General features: G+C 60.2%; 14 protein-coding genes. 6 read left to right on the forward strand and 8 right to left on the reverse strand.

All coding sequences use genetic code 11. The features are described 5' to 3' along the window. The first annotated feature begins 56 nt into the window (after positions 1–56). The 4 genes from ACIROY_RS16200 (at position 57) to ACIROY_RS16215 (ending at position 4426) form a co-directional block, all read left to right on the forward strand. Entirely contained in the window at positions 57–863 is an 807-nt protein-coding gene (locus ACIROY_RS16200) for a carbon-nitrogen hydrolase family protein (protein WP_402342429.1), read from the forward strand. Between the two features lie 35 nt (positions 864–898). After that, on the forward strand, positions 899–2359 hold the full coding sequence (tldD, locus tag ACIROY_RS16205; RefSeq protein ID WP_402276255.1) for a metalloprotease TldD: 1461 nt from the start codon (positions 899–901) through the stop codon (positions 2357–2359). Positions 2360–2696: 337 nt separating this feature from the next. After that, entirely contained in the window at positions 2697–3761 is a 1065-nt protein-coding gene (gene aroG / locus ACIROY_RS16210; protein WP_402276258.1) for a 3-deoxy-7-phosphoheptulonate synthase AroG, read from the forward strand. A 167-nt stretch (positions 3762–3928) separates the two neighbouring features. Next, positions 3929–4426, forward strand: a complete 498-nt coding sequence (locus ACIROY_RS16215) for a VOC family protein (RefSeq protein WP_402276260.1) — start codon at positions 3929–3931, stop codon at positions 4424–4426. An 84-nt stretch (positions 4427–4510) separates the two neighbouring features. Here ACIROY_RS16215 and ACIROY_RS16220 read toward each other — a convergent pair whose 3' ends face one another. Further along, positions 4511–4996 (reverse strand): YajQ family cyclic di-GMP-binding protein, encoded by a 486-nt coding sequence (locus tag ACIROY_RS16220; RefSeq protein ID WP_016832941.1) that lies wholly within the window; start codon positions 4994–4996, stop codon positions 4511–4513. Positions 4997–5146: 150 nt separating this feature from the next. Between ACIROY_RS16220 and murB the strand changes: the two genes are divergently transcribed. Further along, entirely contained in the window at positions 5147–6172 is a 1026-nt protein-coding gene (gene murB / locus ACIROY_RS16225) for a UDP-N-acetylmuramate dehydrogenase (protein WP_402342431.1), read from the forward strand. Positions 6173–6267: 95 nt separating this feature from the next. On the opposite strand, the gene ACIROY_RS16230 is transcribed toward murB, so the two are convergent. From ACIROY_RS16230 to argF, 4 genes are read right to left on the reverse strand one after another with little or no spacing between them, the layout of a single operon-like run. Further along, the gene (locus ACIROY_RS16230) at positions 6268–6582 is read right to left on the reverse strand and encodes a pyrimidine/purine nucleoside phosphorylase (protein ID WP_016832939.1); all 315 of its coding nucleotides are present in this window, start codon (positions 6580–6582) and stop codon (positions 6268–6270) included. 31 nt (positions 6583–6613) lie between these two features. After that, positions 6614–7954: an argininosuccinate synthase gene (gene argG / locus ACIROY_RS16235; RefSeq protein WP_402276266.1), complete on the reverse strand. Its 1341-nt coding sequence runs from the start codon at positions 7952–7954 to the stop codon at positions 6614–6616. Positions 7955–8006: 52 nt separating this feature from the next. Beyond that, a complete protein-coding gene (locus tag ACIROY_RS16240) occupies positions 8007–8405 on the reverse strand; it encodes a VOC family protein (RefSeq protein ID WP_402342433.1) in 399 nt (132 codons plus the stop codon). Next, complete coding sequence (argF, locus tag ACIROY_RS16245) at positions 8402–9316, reverse strand: ornithine carbamoyltransferase (protein WP_402342435.1); 915 nt, start codon at positions 9314–9316, stop codon at positions 8402–8404. The genes ACIROY_RS16240 and argF overlap by 4 nt, the downstream gene beginning before the upstream one ends. Positions 9317–9693: 377 nt before the next feature. Here argF and ACIROY_RS16250 point away from each other — a divergent pair, with 377 nt between their 5' ends. Then, positions 9694–11841 carry a TonB-dependent receptor gene (locus ACIROY_RS16250; protein WP_402276272.1) on the forward strand — a complete coding sequence of 716 codons (2148 nt, stop codon included), beginning with the start codon at positions 9694–9696 and terminating at the stop codon, positions 11839–11841. Between the two features lie 66 nt (positions 11842–11907). On the opposite strand, the gene rsgA is transcribed toward ACIROY_RS16250, so the two are convergent. Genes rsgA through ACIROY_RS16265 form a run of 3 tightly spaced genes read right to left on the reverse strand, consistent with a single transcriptional unit; the run spans position 11908 to position 14454 of the window. Then, complete coding sequence (rsgA, locus tag ACIROY_RS16255) at positions 11908–12813, reverse strand: ribosome small subunit-dependent GTPase A (RefSeq protein ID WP_402342437.1); 906 nt, start codon at positions 12811–12813, stop codon at positions 11908–11910. A 2-nt stretch (positions 12814–12815) separates the two neighbouring features. Then, positions 12816–13169 (reverse strand): 4a-hydroxytetrahydrobiopterin dehydratase, encoded by a 354-nt coding sequence (locus tag ACIROY_RS16260; RefSeq protein WP_402276276.1) that lies wholly within the window; start codon positions 13167–13169, stop codon positions 12816–12818. A 10-nt stretch (positions 13170–13179) separates the two neighbouring features. Continuing rightward, the gene (locus ACIROY_RS16265) at positions 13180–14454 is read right to left on the reverse strand and encodes a M48 family metallopeptidase (protein WP_116435105.1); all 1275 of its coding nucleotides are present in this window, start codon (positions 14452–14454) and stop codon (positions 13180–13182) included. Between the last annotated feature and the right edge of the window lie 31 nt (positions 14455–14485).

Below are 14485 nucleotides of genomic sequence, written 5' to 3' on the forward strand. Positions count from 1 at the left end.
TTCCCATCCCCGGATTGCGTCATCTTTCGGCGCAAACGATTTCCAGCGAGGCTGACATGAGTGAAACGTACAAAGTTGCGGCGATACAGATGGTGTCGACGCCCGAAGTCGAAGAGAATTTCGCGGCTGCGCGCCGGCTGGTCGGACAAGCCGCAGAACAGGGCGCACAACTGGTGTTGCTGCCGGAATACTGGCCCATCATGGGCATGCACGAAAAAGCCAAGCTCGCGCACGCCGAGCAGACCGACGTCGGCAAGATCCAGGATTTCATGGTGGCGCTGGCCAGCGAGTTCAAGGTCTGGCTGATCGGCGGCACCTTGCCGATGGCTTCCGATGAAGCCGACAAGGTGCTCAACACGACGATGGTCTACGACCCGGCCGGTCGCCGCGTGGCACGCTATGACAAGATCCACCTGTTCAGTTTCGTGCGCGGCGAAGAGGCTTATGACGAAGCGCGCACCATTGTCTTCGGCAACGAAGTCGGGGGCTTTACCGCGCCGTTCGGCAAGGTCGGCCTGTCGATCTGCTATGACCTGCGTTTCCCCGAGCTGTACCGGGCCATGGGCGACTGCGCGCTGATCGTGGTGCCGGCGGCATTCACTCATACCACCGGCCAGGCGCATTGGGAAACCCTGCTGCGCGCCCGCGCGATCGAGAACCAGTGTTACGTCCTGGCGTCGGCCCAAGGCGGCAAGCATGTCAATGGTCGCCGCACCTGGGGCCATAGCATGCTGATCGACCCGTGGGGTGAAATCGTCAGCGTGTTGCCGGAAGGCGAAGGCCTTGTTATCGGCGGCATTGACCCCCATCGTCTACAATACGTACGTGAAAGCCTGCCTGCGCTCAGGCACCGCAAACTCTGAGCGCCAATAGTTGCTGTAAATTAAATAAATCATTCATGAAAACATTCGAACCCAATCTCAGCGCGCTCGGTATTGCACGCGATGTCCTGCTCACGCCGTTCGGCCTGGACGAAGCCAAGTTGCTGAAAACACTGGGCACCATGTTTACGCACAAGGTCGATTACGCCGACCTGTATTTTCAGTTCACCAAGAGCGAGGGCTGGAGCCTGGAAGAGGGCATCGTCAAGACCGGCAGCTTCTCCATCGACCAGGGCGTCGGCGTACGCGCCGTGTCGGGCGACAAGACGGCGTTCTCGTATTCGGATGAAATCTCGGAAGCGATCCTGCTCGACGCCGCTGCCGCAACCCGCACCATTGGTCGCCAGGGCGCAGGGCGCGTCAAGATTGCCGGCAGCATGCAGCCCAACGGCGGTCGTTCGCTGTACCTGCCGCACGATCCGCTGACCTCCCTCGATGCGACGGCCAAGGTCAATCTGCTGGAACGTATCGAACGCATCGCCCGCGCCAAGGATCCGCGCGTCGTGCAAGTCATGGCCAGCCTGGCCGGCGAATACGACGTGGTGCTGGTGGCGCGCAGCGACGGCATCATTGCCGCCGATATCCGTCCGCTGGTGCGCGTGTCGATCACGGTCATTGCCGAACAGAACGGTCGCCGCGAAATGGGCAGCAGTGGTGGCGGCGGTCGCTACAGCTATGCTTACTTCAGCGACGAGTTGCTGGAAAAATACGCCTCCGAAGCGGTCTCCACTGCATTGGTCAATCTGGACGCGCGTCCGGCGCCGGCCGGTCCGATGACCGTTGTGCTCGGACCGGGCTGGCCCGGCATCCTGTTGCACGAAGCCATCGGCCACGGCCTCGAGGGCGACTTCAATCGCAAGGGCTCGAGCACCTTCTCCGGCCGCATCGGCGAGCGCGTCGCCGCCAAGGGCGTCACTGTTGTGGATGACGGCACCATTGCCGATCGCCGCGGTTCGCTCAACATCGACGACGAAGGCAATCCGACCCAGTGCACCACGCTGATCGAAGACGGCATCCTGAAGGGTTACATCCAGGACACCATGAACGCGCGCCTGATGAAGATGCCGGTGACCGGCAATGCCCGCCGCGAATCGTTTGCGCACCTGCCGATGCCGCGCATGACCAATACGTACATGCTGGCCGGCGACAAGGATCCTGCCGAAATTCTGGCATCGGTGAAGAACGGCTTGTACGCCGTCAACTTCGGCGGCGGCCAGGTCGACATCACCAACGGCAAGTTCGTCTTTTCGGCCAGCGAAGCCTACATGATCGAGAACGGCAAGATTTCCTACCCGGTCAAGGGCGCCACGCTGATCGGCAACGGTCCTGACGTGCTGAACCGCGTTTCGCTGATCGGCAACGACATGAAACTCGATTCCGGCGTCGGCGTGTGCGGCAAGGAAGGCCAGAGCGTCCCGGTCGGCGTCGGTCAGCCGACCTTGCGCATCGATGGCGTTACGGTGGGTGGTACGGCATAAATTGTGCGTTGCAGGCATTGGATGACGGTTTGAATGCAAAAAAACGTCATTCAATGCGGTTTTTGTGAAAAATTAATGACCGGTGTTGCCAAAGCCGGGAAATTGTTGCATTATCGTTTTCTGTTGTCACTAACGACTATTCGCATAGATCACACAATGTCTTTCGCCCGCGCTTACTTCTTTTATTTTTACTTTAGCTATTCCAGCCCCACGGCGGTGAAAAGCGGTAAGCGTTCGTAAGTAGAGACCAAACCGAATTTCTAAAAAACCGCCAGTGATGGCGGTTTTTTTTTACCCATTCGAATTCCCAAATTCAGATTGCAATCAGGAGAAAAAAATGCCGCGCACCGACGATCTACGCATCCGAGAAATGAAAGAACTGACACCCCCCTCGCACCTGATCCGTGAATTCGGCGGCAGCGAAAAAGTCGAGAGCACCACCGCAGAGTGCCGCACGGCCCTGCATCGCATCCTGCACGGCCAGGACGACCGCGTCATGGTCGTGATCGGCCCTTGCTCGATCCACGACACCAAGGCCGCGATGGAATATGCCCGCCGCCTGGTGGTCGAGCGTGAACGCTTCAAGGGCGAGCTGGAAATCGTCATGCGCGTCTACTTCGAAAAGCCACGTACGACAGTGGGTTGGAAGGGCCTGATCAACGATCCCTACATGGACAACAGCTTCCGCATCAATGACGGCCTGCGCACCGCGCGCGAGCTGCTGCTGAACATCAACGAGCTGGGCCTGCCGGCCGGCACCGAGTTCCTCGACGTGATCAGCCCGCAATACATCGCCGACCTGATCAGCTGGGGCGCGATCGGCGCGCGCACCACCGAATCGCAGGTGCACCGCGAACTGGCTTCGGGCCTGTCGTGCCCGGTCGGTTTCAAGAACGGCACCGACGGCAACATCAAGATCGCCGTCGACGCCATCAAGGCGGCCTCGCAGCCTCACCATTTCCTGTCGGTCACCAAGGGCGGCCACTCGGCCATCGTCTCGACCGCCGGCAATGAGGATTGCCACATTATCCTGCGCGGCGGCAAGGCGCCGAATTACGACGCCGCCAACGTCGAAGCAGCCTGCCAGGACATCGCCAAGAGCGGCCTGGCGGCGCGCCTGATGATCGACGCCTCGCACGCCAACAGCTCGAAGAAGCCGGAGAATCAAATCCCGGTCTGCGCCGACATCGCCGGCCAGATCGCCGGCGGCGACACGCGCATCGTCGGCGTGATGGTCGAGTCGAATCTGGTGGCAGGTCGCCAGGACCTGGTGCCGGGCAAGGAGCTGACCTACGGTCAATCCGTCACAGACGGCTGCATCAACTGGGAAGAAAGCCTGGGCGTGCTGCAAGGTCTGGCCGACGCGGTCAAGCAACGCCGGCTGATCGGCGACAAGGAGTAAGCTCGCTCCGTTTGCGATGTGCCTGCAAGCAGAAGAAACACGAAAAGCCCCACATGTCGGGGCTTTTTTTCATTCCGACACTGCATCTTGGCTTGGCTTTTCGTCAACTTGATTTTTGAGACGCAGGGCGCACAATGAGCGTCCTGATTTCATCAAAGGAGACAAGCATGGCCACTTCTTCCCAAGTCAAGGCTATCCCCGAAGGCATGCATACGCTGACGCCCTATCTGATATGCGCCGGGGCCGCGCAAGCCATCGAATTTTACAAACAGGCCTTCGGCGCCATTGAACTGGCGCGGTTGCCGGGGCCGGACGGCAAGATCATGCACGCATTGGTGCGCATCGGCGATTCGTCGTTGATGCTGGTCGATGAAATGCCAGAATGGGGTGCAGGCTCGCGCGGTCCGCATCTGCTGGGCGGTTCGCCTGTCATCGTCCATCTCTACGTCGAAGACGCCGATGCCGTGTTTGCCCAGGCGCAGTCCGCCGGCGCCAAAGTCGTGGTGCCCCTGGCCGACATGTTCTGGGGCGACCGCTACGGCCAGCTCGAAGATCCGTTCGGCCATCGCTGGTCGGTCGCCACCCATCAGCGCGACCTGTCGCCGGACGAAATCAGGGAGGCGATGGAAAAGATGAGCAAGGAGCAGAAGATGCAATGCGGTTGATGGCGTCAAGAAAGCGCACAGCAATAAAAAAACGCCGGCACATCATGATGTGCCAGCGTTTTTTATTCGTTCAGACAATGATCGTCAGTCGCGGAAGTTGTTGAATTCCAGCGGCAGATCCTTGATCTCCTTGCGCAGCATCGCCATGGCGGCTTGCAGGTCGTCGCGCTTGGCGCCGGTCACGCGCACGGCGTCGCCCTGGATGCTGGCCTGCACCTTCATCTTGCTGTCCTTGATGACGCGCACGATCTTCTTGGCGTCTTCGGTCTCGATGCCATTCTTGACCTTGATGACCTGCTTGACCTTGTCGCCGCCGATTTTTTCAATCTTGCCGTGGTCGAGGAAACGCACGTCGACGTTGCGCTTGGTCATCTTGTTGGTCAGCACATCGCGCACCTGGCCGAGCTGGAATTCGGAGTCGGCATAGGCGGTCAGGTCGCGTTCCTTTTGTTCGACGCGGGCGTCGCTGCCCTTGAAATCGAAGCGCGTGGTGATTTCCTTGTTGGACTGCTCGACGGCGTTCTTGACTTCAACCAGATTGGCTTCGGAGACGGTATCAAATGAGGGCATGGCGATTTCCTTTATATCTTGTGGGTGCGCGCAAAGTAGAGAAGACTGCGGCAGGGCGCTTGCACCCGAAAGACGTGATTTTAACGGACAACCGGGTTTGCGGCTATGCCCGCGCCGTTCCCGTATAGCGCAGGCTATAATCCTGCGCTTATGTTTCCCATACCTGTCCAGCGGGATTTTTCCCTGCGCCATCTCAATACCTTCGGCATTGACGCCAAGGCAGCCGTCTATTTGCCGGTAGACAGCGTCGATACTTTGCTCGCGGTGAGAGCCGACAAGGAATTGTCGGCCTTGCCACGCCTGATTCTCGGCGGCGGCAGCAATTTGTTGCTGACGCAGGACTTTCCCGGACTGGTGCTGCACATGCGTGGCGCCGACATGCGTATCGTCAACGAGGATGAAGACTTCGTCTACGTGACGGCTGCAGCAGGCGACAACTGGCATCGTTTCGTTCAATGGTCGCTGGACCTCGGTCTGGGCGGACTGGAAAACCTGTCCCTGATTCCCGGCAGTGTCGGGGCCGCGCCGATCCAGAATATCGGCGCTTATGGGATTGAAGTGAAAGATCGCTTTCACAGCCTGACGGCTTTCGATTTCGTCGACGGCAAGACCTTCACACTCGATAACGCGGCATGCCGGTTCGCTTACCGCGACAGCGTTTTCAAACAGGAACTCCGCGACCGCGCCGTCGTGATCGGTGTGACGTTCGCCTTGCCCAAGCAGTGGCAGCCCAACATGAATTACGCCGACGTCATGCAGGAATTGTCGCTGCGACAAATCACCGTACCGTCGCCGCGCGACATTGCTGACGCCGTAATTGCAATCCGCACACGCAAGCTGCCCGATCCGGTGCAGATCGGCAACGCCGGCAGTTTCTTCAAGAACCCAATCGTGCCGGCGCAGCAGCGCGAATCCTTGCTTGCGCAACATCCGCAACTGGTGAGTTATCCGCAGCCCGATGGCGGCTACAAGCTGGCTGCGGGCTGGCTGATCGATCAGTGCGGCTGGAAGGGCCGGTCGCTGGGTGCGGCCGGCGTGTATGAAAAGCAGGCGCTGGTATTGGTCAACAAAGGCGGCGCCAGCGGCAAGGAGATCGCCGCGCTGGCGCTGGCCATCCAGTCCGATGTGCAGGCCAGGTTCGGCGTACAGCTGGAACCGGAGCCGGTGTTCATCTGATCATTCCGGCACTCGCACAAGCAACACAATCGACACGCAAATAAAAACGCGGCCAGGTTTCCCCGGCCGCGTTTTTGTTTGCTGCGTTCCGGCGATTAACCGAAGTGGCAGACGTAATCCACAGTCTCGGTCACTTCGATCTCGAAGCTGGAGTCGCCCGGGACGTTGAAGCTGGTGCCGGCCGCGTAGGTCTTCCAGGCGTCTTCGCCTTTCAGACGGACGTTGCAGCTGCCGCCGTTGATTTCCATGATTTCCGGTGCGCCGGTGTTGAATGTCAGCGAGGACGGCAGGATCACACCCAGCGTCTTCTTGGTGCCGTCGGCAAAAATCACGGTGTGCGAAACGCATTTGCCGTCGAAGTAAACATTGCCCTTTTTCAGGACGGTAACGTTGTCGAATTGAGTCGTCATGTTGTCTGGTTTTCGTTGATTGGTTGCGTGATTACTTCGCGTTCTTGTCTTTTTCCAGCAGCGGCAGCGACACCGCGTTGCTGGTTGCCAGCAGGCCGGTGCTTTGGTAGATCGCCAGCTTCTGACGGGTGTCGATGATGTCGAGGTTGCGCATGGTCAGCTGGCCGATACGGTCTTGCGGCGTGAAGGCGCCTTCGCCCTTTTCCATGGTCAGGCGTTCCGGCTGGTAGGTCAGGTTGGCCGACTCGGTGTTGAGGATCGAGTAGTCGTTGCCGCGGCGCAGTTCGACCGTGACTTCGCCGGTGATGGCGCGTGCCACCCAGCGCTGCGCGGTTTCGCGCAGCATGATCGCCTGCGAATCGAACCAGCGGCCCTGGTACAGCAGGCGGCCCAGCTTGCGGCCGTTGTCGCGGTATTGCTCGATGGTGTCTTCGTTGTGGATGCCGGTGATCAGGCGCTCGTAAGCGATGAACAGCAGGGCGAGGCCCGGCGCTTCATAGATGCCGCGGCTCTTGGCTTCGATGATGCGGTTTTCGATCTGGTCGCTCATGCCGAGGCCGTGACGGCCGCCGATGCGGTTGGCTTCCAGGATCAGGTCGGTCATGTTGTCGAAGGTCTTGCCGTTCAGCGCGACCGGACGGCCTTCTTCAAAGCGCACGGTGACTTCCTCCGCCTTGACTTCGACGTCGTCGCGCCAGAACGCCACGCCCATGATCGGTTGCACGATCTTGATGCCGCTGTTGAGGAACTCCAGGTCTTTCGCTTCGTGCGTCGCGCCGAGCATGTTGGAGTCGGTCGAGTAGGCTTTTTCCACCGACATCTTGTAGTCGAAGCCGGACTTGATCATGAACTCGGACATTTCCTTGCGGCCGCCCAGTTCGTCGATGAAGGTATTGTCCAGCCATGGCTTGTAGATGCGCAGGTTCGGATTGACCAGCAGGCCGTAGCGGTAGAAACGCTCGATGTCGTTGCCCTTGAAGGTGCTGCCGTCGCCCCAGATATCAACGTTGTCTTCGCGCATGGCGGCCACCAGCATGGTGCCGGTGACGGCACGGCCCAGCGGCGTGGTGTTGAAGTAGGTGACGCCGGCGGTCGAGATGTGGAAGGCGCCGCTTTGCAGCGCCGCGATGCCTTCGTTGGCCAGCTGTTCGCGGCAATCGATCAGTCGCGCCAGTTCCGCGCCGTATTGCATGGCCTTCTTCGGAATCGCGTCGTAGTCAGGCTCGTCCGGTTGACCCAGGTTGGCGGTGTAGGCGTAAGGAATGGCGCCTTTCTGGCGCATCCAGGTCAGTGCGGCGCTGGTATCGAGGCCGCCGGAGAAGGCGATGCCGACTTTTTCGTTGACCGGAACGGATTGCAGGATGTTGGACATGATGTTCGTAGTGGCTGGTTATGACGGATGGATTGAATTGACTTGCGCGTAATTATGCAGGGTCGTGGCAGACAACTTCGATGTTGTGCCCGTCCGGATCGCGGACGAACGCGCCGTAGTAATCGGGATGATAATGCGCGCGGATGCCGGGAGCGCCGTTGTCTTTGCCGCCGGCCTGCAGGGCCGCCTGGTAAAACGCATCCACTGCGCCGCGTGTATTCACGCGGAAGGCGAAATGCAGCGTCGGGCTGTGTGCCGGCTTGTCGGTGGTGGCGCGCGCCAGCCAGAAATCGGGCTTGGGCGCTTCGCCGAATCCGGCAACGTCGGTGCCGCCGGTGACCGAAGCGGGAAGCTCCATCAGCAAGGTGTAGCCGATGGGCGCCAATGCCTGCGTGTAAAACGCCTTGGTGCGGTCGTAATCGGAAGGTGTAAATCCGGTATGGTCGATCATGCTACTTTCCCCAGGACGAGATATTCGAGCAAGGCCTTTTGCACGTGCAGGCGGTTTTCAGCTTCTTCCCAGACCACCGATTGCGGACCGTCGATGACTTCGGCGGACACTTCTTCGCCGCGATGCGCCGGCAGGCAGTGCATGAACAAGGCATCCTTGCGGGCGCGCGCCATCTTGGCCTGGTCGACGATCCAGCCGTCGAAGGCCTTCAGGCGGGCGGCGTTTTCGTCCTCGTAACCCATGCTGGTCCAGACGTCGGTCGTGACCAGATCGGCGTCCTGGCAGGCATCGGCCGGATTGGCGAAGAAGGTGTAGCGCTGGTGGCCGGGGCTGACCAGCTTCTGGTCGATGTCGTAACCTTTCGGCGTCGAGACATTGACGTGGAAGCCGAACACTTCGGCCGCCTGCAGCCACGAATACAGCATGTTGTTGGCGTCGCCGATCCAGGCCACGACCTTGTCCTTGATCGAGCCGCGCTGCTCGATGTAGGTGAAGACGTCGGCCAGCACCTGGCAGGGATGGTGTTCGTTGGTCAGGCCGTTGATGACCGGCACGCGCGAATAGGCGGCGAAGCGGTCGATGATTTCCTGGCCGAAGGTGCGGATCATGATGACGTCGCACATGCGCGACATCACCTGTGCAGCGTCTTCGATCGGCTCGCCGCGGCCGAGCTGGCTGTCGCGGGTGTTGAGGTAGATCGCCGCGCCGCCGAGCTGGTGCATGCCGGCTTCGAAGGACAGGCGGGTACGCGTGGAATTCTTTTCGAAGACCATGACCAGCGTACGATCGGCCAGCGGATGATGCGGCTCGTAGTTTTTGAATTTGCGTTTAATCACACGCGACCGCTCGATCACGTACTCATACTCATCAAGCGTAAAGTCGGAAAACTGCAGGTAGTGTTTGATTGCCATAAATAAAAACGGCGGCCAGTGGGCGCCTGCCGCCGATTGTTGTAACTGCTTCAATTATAAGGGATTCGGGCCAAAAAGATACCCAAAAGCAGGCATGTCGAGGGCGGGATGGCAGGGTGTCGCTCTATGGGATGAGGGCCGTCGCGGCAAAGGGGCAGGGAAGCATGTCGGCGGCTGTCCGGATGTGGGATCGCGATCGGGTAATTTTGAATTGTCATTTTGATATTTATTGAAATCAATTCCAGCTGGCATTTTCAGATTCACGACGAGATGATCGGTACTCAACGATTTTCTCAGGATTTTCGTACTTGTTGAGAATTGTTCTCAACGTAAGTCATTAGACTGCGCCTCTTTCAAAGACCAGTCGAGTGATCAACATGCCTTTTTTTCCTATCCGTCGCGACGCACGGCTCCGGCCCCTTGCCATCGCCATTTGTTCCATCGCTTCCTCCTTTGACTACGCTTATGCGGCCGATGGCCCTGAGAGAGAATCCGTAGATCTGCCCGCCATCGAGATCCGCAGCAAGCGCAGCCATTACGATCCGCGTCCGGCTTCCGTGAATACCGCCACCAGGACCGACACCGACTTGCGCGACGTGCCGCAGACCGTCAACAGCATCAAGGTGGAAGACGTCGCTTCCTACGGCGGGCAGACCCTGGCCGATGCGCTCAGTGGCGTGCCGGGCATCTCCAACACCTCGGATACGCGCTTCGACTCATTCCGCATCCGCGGCTTCGCCGGCGCCGGAGACGTGTTCCTCGACGGCGTACGCGACGACGCGCAATACGTGCGCAGCCTCGGCAACATTGAACGCGTGGAAGTGCTCAAGGGCCCGGCCGCCGTCTTGTACGGACGCGGCAGCGGCGGCGGGGTGATCAACCGCATCAGCAAGCAGCCCGGCCATGACGTGCAAAGCAGCGTCAGGATAAACGCCGGCAGCTATGGCCGCATCGGCGCGGCGGCCGACGTCAATCAGGTGTTGTCCGAAGAATGGGCCATGCGCATCAATGCCGGGCGCGACCATGCCGGCAGTTTCCGCAACGGCGTCGACACCACGCGGCAATACCTGGCGCCGTCGGTCAAGTGGGACAACCAGCGCACCAGCTGGCTGCTGCAGCTCGAGCAAAGCGAGTTCGAACGCGTGCCCGATCGCGGCATGCCGGCCGGGCGGCGCGCCAACGGCAGCTACTTCCTGCCGCCGGCGCCGCAATCCACGACCTATGGCGCGCTCGGCCGCGACTTCATCAAGGACTCCAGCACCTACGTGCGCTCGACCTTTGAGCACAAGCTTGACGCGCAATGGAAAGTCCGCAACGTCCTCAGTCTGCTCAATCTCGACAGTCGCTTCGACAACACCTTCGCCGGCGGCCTGACCGGCGTCGGCAACAGCCAGGTGACACGTTCACGCTGGCAGCAGGATCTGCAACACCGCAACTGGCAGAGCAACCTGGAGCTGGAGGGCAAGCTCGATGCCGACGGCATGCAACACCAGTTGTTGTTCGGCGCCGAATACAGCAACGAGAACCGTCATCCGCGGCTGTGGCGCGCCAACGCGTCGCCCGTGTCGCTGATGGCGCCTGACAACCGCCCGGACAACGGCGCCGCGCCCGTCATCAACACGGACAGCGTGCACCGTGCGCGCGCCTATGCGCTATATGCGCAGGACCAGCTCACCTTGTCGCCGCAGTGGCAACTACTGGCCGGTCTGCGCTGGGATCATTTCGAAGCGGATTCGCTGAGCCTGCTCAACAACGGCCGCGCGCGACGCACCACTGCAGCGTTTAATCCCCGTCTGGGCGTGGTGTGGTCGCCGCTGGCGGCGCACAGTTTTTACGCGTCTTACAGCAAGAACTTCATCCCGTCGGGCGGCGCCGACACCATCAGCCTGAGCACGGCAAGCGGCGGCAGCAACGTCAACGCGCTCGATCCGCAGTTCAGCCGGCAGATCGAAGTCGGCGTCAAGAGCGACTGGTTCGACAAGAAGATCAGCACCACGCTGGCGGTGTTCCAGCTTGATCTGTACAACCGTCGCACGCAGGTTTCTGCAAGCCCCGACTTGTTCGTGCTGACCGGGCTGGAGCGCAACCGCGGCGTCGAGCTGGGCGTCAATGGCCAACTGGCGACGGACTGGTTCATCCGCAGCGGCTTCAGCATGCAGAACGCGCGCATTGTCGAAGCGAAGTCCTGCGTGGCTTGCGGCGCCAACGTGCAGGGCAAGCGTTCGGCCGGCGTCTCCAGCGCCAACGGCAGCGTGTTCGTCGGCTATGCGCCGCCACAAGGCTTCTTCGCGGAAGCGGGCATGATCTATGAAGGTTCGCGTTATGTCGACGTCGCCAATCAGCTCGATCTGCCGGCCTACACGCGCTGGGACGCCAAGGCTGGCTACCGTTTTCCCCAGGTCGAGCTCACCCTGGCGGTCACCAATCTAACCAACCGCAGCTATTACGCGACGTCGACCGGCTTGTCGCAGATCATACCGGGCGCGCCGCGCAGCGCCTTGCTGAGTGCGGCCTACAAGTTCTGATCGCCGTTGTGCACAATAAAAAAGCCGCTCGGGATTGAGCGGCTTTTTACGTTGAGACGATCGCAATCAGTACAGTTTCTGCGACGACTCATGCAGCAATTGCACGTACAACTGATGCCGCATGCGCGCAATCTCGCCGCTTTCCACTGCTGCCAGCACCGCACAAGCGGGCTCGCTCAGGTGATGGCAGTTGTAGAACTTGCAGTGGCCGAGATGCGGCGCAAATTCGCGGAAGGCGCGCTCCAGCATGCCTTCGCTCAACTGATACAGGCCGAACTCTTGAAAACCCGGTGAATCGATGATCGCCGTATCGTCCGTCATCACATACAGCCGCGTGAAAGTGGTGGTGTGCTTGCCGGTGTCGAGCGCAGCGGAGATCTCGCGCACGGCGATGTCGGCGTCCGGCACGATCAGGTTGATGATTGATGATTTTCCCATGCCGGATTGACCGATCAGGATCGTGGTCTGGCCTTGCAGCAAGGGCATGATGGTGGCGTGGGTCGCCTCGGGTTGCGCCGTTGCCGACACTTCGTGGATCGGGTAGCCCAGCTTGCGGTACACCTCAAGACGTTCACGCGTGCGCGGCAGCGCTGCTTCGATGTCGGTCTTGTTGAGGATGATGTGGGCGGTGACTCCGGCGGACTCCGCCGCCACCAGCGAGCGTGAAATCAGGTCATCGGTAAAACCTGGTTCGGTCGCCACCACGATGAACAATTGGGTGACGTTGGCAGCCAGCAGTTTGGATTTGTATTGGTCCGAGCGATACAGCAAGGTCTTGCGCTCGGCAATGGATTCGATCACGGCCTGGTTGAGCGAAGTGCGCTTGAGGTTGATCTTGTCGCCGACGGCGACGTCGCTTTTCTTGCCGCGGGTGACGCATTGCAGTTTTTCTTCGCCTACTTGCGCCAGATAGTGGCGGCCGTGGGCGGCGATGACGGTGCCGACTTCGGTATTGTTTTTGGGTGCGTTCATGCTCAGGAAAACGTCTGGTGGAAAATCGCATCCACCTTGGCGGCGCAGATGAAATCGTTGATCGACAAGCCGCCGCGTCCTTCGTTGACGCTATGCGTGTCGAACTTCGCGACACAGCGGTTGTAGGTCACGACCAGTTCCGGATGATGGTCTTCGGCATGGATCACGTAGGCAATGGCATTCACGAACGCCAGCGTCTCATGGTAATCCTCGAAGGAAAACGCCTTCACCAGCTTGCCTTGTTCCAGCGCCCAGCCCGGCACCAGCGGCAGGTATTGCTGGATATCGGCATCGTTGAAGGCGGCGACCTGATGCTGGCTCTTTTGCGCCAGCAGGGTTTGGGTTGTCAGTGTCATGGCGTGCTCCTCAGTGTGCCGCGTTCAGTTTGTCGTGCAGTTTTCCTATCCGCAGCGAGGCGGGAGGATGCGAATCGTAGAACGCGGAATGCAGCGGATCCGGCGTCAGCGTCGAGGCGTTGTCTTCATACAGCTTGACCAGCGCCGACACCAGGTCTTGCGCATTGGTGTGCTGGGCGGCGAAGGCATCGGCTTCGAACTCGTGCTTGCGCGACGACAGCGACGACAACGGCGACAGCAGGAAGGTGAAAATCGGCAGCGCCAGCATGAACAGGATCAGCGCCATGGCGTCGTTGTTGCCGAACAGCAGCGGGTTCACCCCGAGGCCCGTGTAGAACCACGCCTGGCCCTTGAGGTAGCCCAGCAGCGCCAGGAACGCCAGCGAAATCGCGAACATCACGCTGATGCGTTTGACGATATGCTTGAGCTTGAAATGACCCAGTTCATGCGCCAGCACCGCCTCGATTTCCTGCGGCGCCAGACGCGCCAGCAAGGTATCGAAGAAGACGATGCGCTTGCCCGCGCCGAAGCCCGAGAAGTAAGCGTTACCGTGCGCGCTGCGCTTGGAGCCGTCCATCACGAACAAGCCCTTGGACGCAAAGCCGACGCGCTGCATCAGGCTCTCGATGCGTGCCCGCAGGCTGTCGTCGTCAAGCGGTGTGAACTTGTTGAACAGCGGCGCGATCACGGTCGGATACAGCACCAGCATCAGCAGCTGGAAGCCGCTCCACACCAGCCATGCGTAGAACCACCATAGCGCACCGGCCTGGTCCATCAGCAGCAGGATCACCCACAGCAGCGGCAGGCCGATGGCGGCGCCGATCAGGCCGGTTTTGACGGCGTCAACGAAGAACAGCGTGCGCGTCATCTTGTTGAAACCGAAGTACGCTTCCAGCACGAACTGGCGGTAATAGTCGAACGGCAGATCGATCAGGCCGGAGATCACCGCGAAGGAGCCGATCAGGCACAACTGGTACACCATGCCGGGACCGCCCAGCCATTGCAGCAGCAGGGTCGACAGCAGTTGCAGTCCGCCCAGCAGGGTAAAGCCGATCAGCACGGCGGCATTCACCAGCAGCGCAAGGATGCCGAACTTGGTGCGCGCGACGGTGTAATCGGCGGCTTTCTGATGCGCCGCGAGCGGGATTTTTTCGGCGAATTCAGCCGGCACTGCGCTGCGATGCGCCAGCACGTGGCGGATGTGGCGCGAGCTGAGCCAGAACCGGACGAGCAGCGTCACCAGCAGAAAACCGACAAACAAAACTGAAAACGTGAGTGAATACATTCTTTCCCTGTGCGAAAATGGCGGATCAAGA

It is taken from the genome of Herbaspirillum sp. NPDC101396, from assembly GCF_044767365.1.
Classification (GTDB): domain Bacteria; phylum Pseudomonadota; class Gammaproteobacteria; order Burkholderiales; family Burkholderiaceae_D; genus Herbaspirillum.

Excerpts from the sequence above, each read along its gene's own strand:
- ACIROY_RS16200 (WP_402342429.1), top strand. The coding sequence starts at position 57 with ATGAGTGAAACGTACAAAGTTGCGGCGATACAGATGGTGTCGACGCCC.
- tldD (WP_402276255.1), top strand. The coding sequence starts at position 899 with ATGAAAACATTCGAACCCAATCTCAGCGCGCTCGGTATTGCACGCGAT.
- aroG (WP_402276258.1), top strand. The coding sequence starts at position 2,697 with ATGCCGCGCACCGACGATCTACGCATCCGAGAAATGAAAGAACTGACA.
- ACIROY_RS16215 (WP_402276260.1), top strand. The coding sequence starts at position 3,929 with ATGGCCACTTCTTCCCAAGTCAAGGCTATCCCCGAAGGCATGCATACG.
- ACIROY_RS16220 (WP_016832941.1), bottom strand. The coding sequence starts at position 4,996 with ATGCCCTCATTTGATACCGTCTCCGAAGCCAATCTGGTTGAAGTCAAG.
- murB (WP_402342431.1), top strand. The coding sequence starts at position 5,147 with ATGTTTCCCATACCTGTCCAGCGGGATTTTTCCCTGCGCCATCTCAAT.
- ACIROY_RS16230 (WP_016832939.1), bottom strand. The coding sequence starts at position 6,582 with ATGACGACTCAATTCGACAACGTTACCGTCCTGAAAAAGGGCAATGTT.
- argG (WP_402276266.1), bottom strand. The coding sequence starts at position 7,954 with ATGTCCAACATCCTGCAATCCGTTCCGGTCAACGAAAAAGTCGGCATC.
- ACIROY_RS16240 (WP_402342433.1), bottom strand. The coding sequence starts at position 8,405 with ATGATCGACCATACCGGATTTACACCTTCCGATTACGACCGCACCAAG.
- argF (WP_402342435.1), bottom strand. The coding sequence starts at position 9,316 with ATGGCAATCAAACACTACCTGCAGTTTTCCGACTTTACGCTTGATGAG.
- ACIROY_RS16250 (WP_402276272.1), top strand. The coding sequence starts at position 9,694 with ATGCCTTTTTTTCCTATCCGTCGCGACGCACGGCTCCGGCCCCTTGCC.
- rsgA (WP_402342437.1), bottom strand. The coding sequence starts at position 12,813 with ATGAACGCACCCAAAAACAATACCGAAGTCGGCACCGTCATCGCCGCC.
- ACIROY_RS16260 (WP_402276276.1), bottom strand. The coding sequence starts at position 13,169 with ATGACACTGACAACCCAAACCCTGCTGGCGCAAAAGAGCCAGCATCAG.
- ACIROY_RS16265 (WP_116435105.1), bottom strand. The coding sequence starts at position 14,454 with ATGTATTCACTCACGTTTTCAGTTTTGTTTGTCGGTTTTCTGCTGGTG.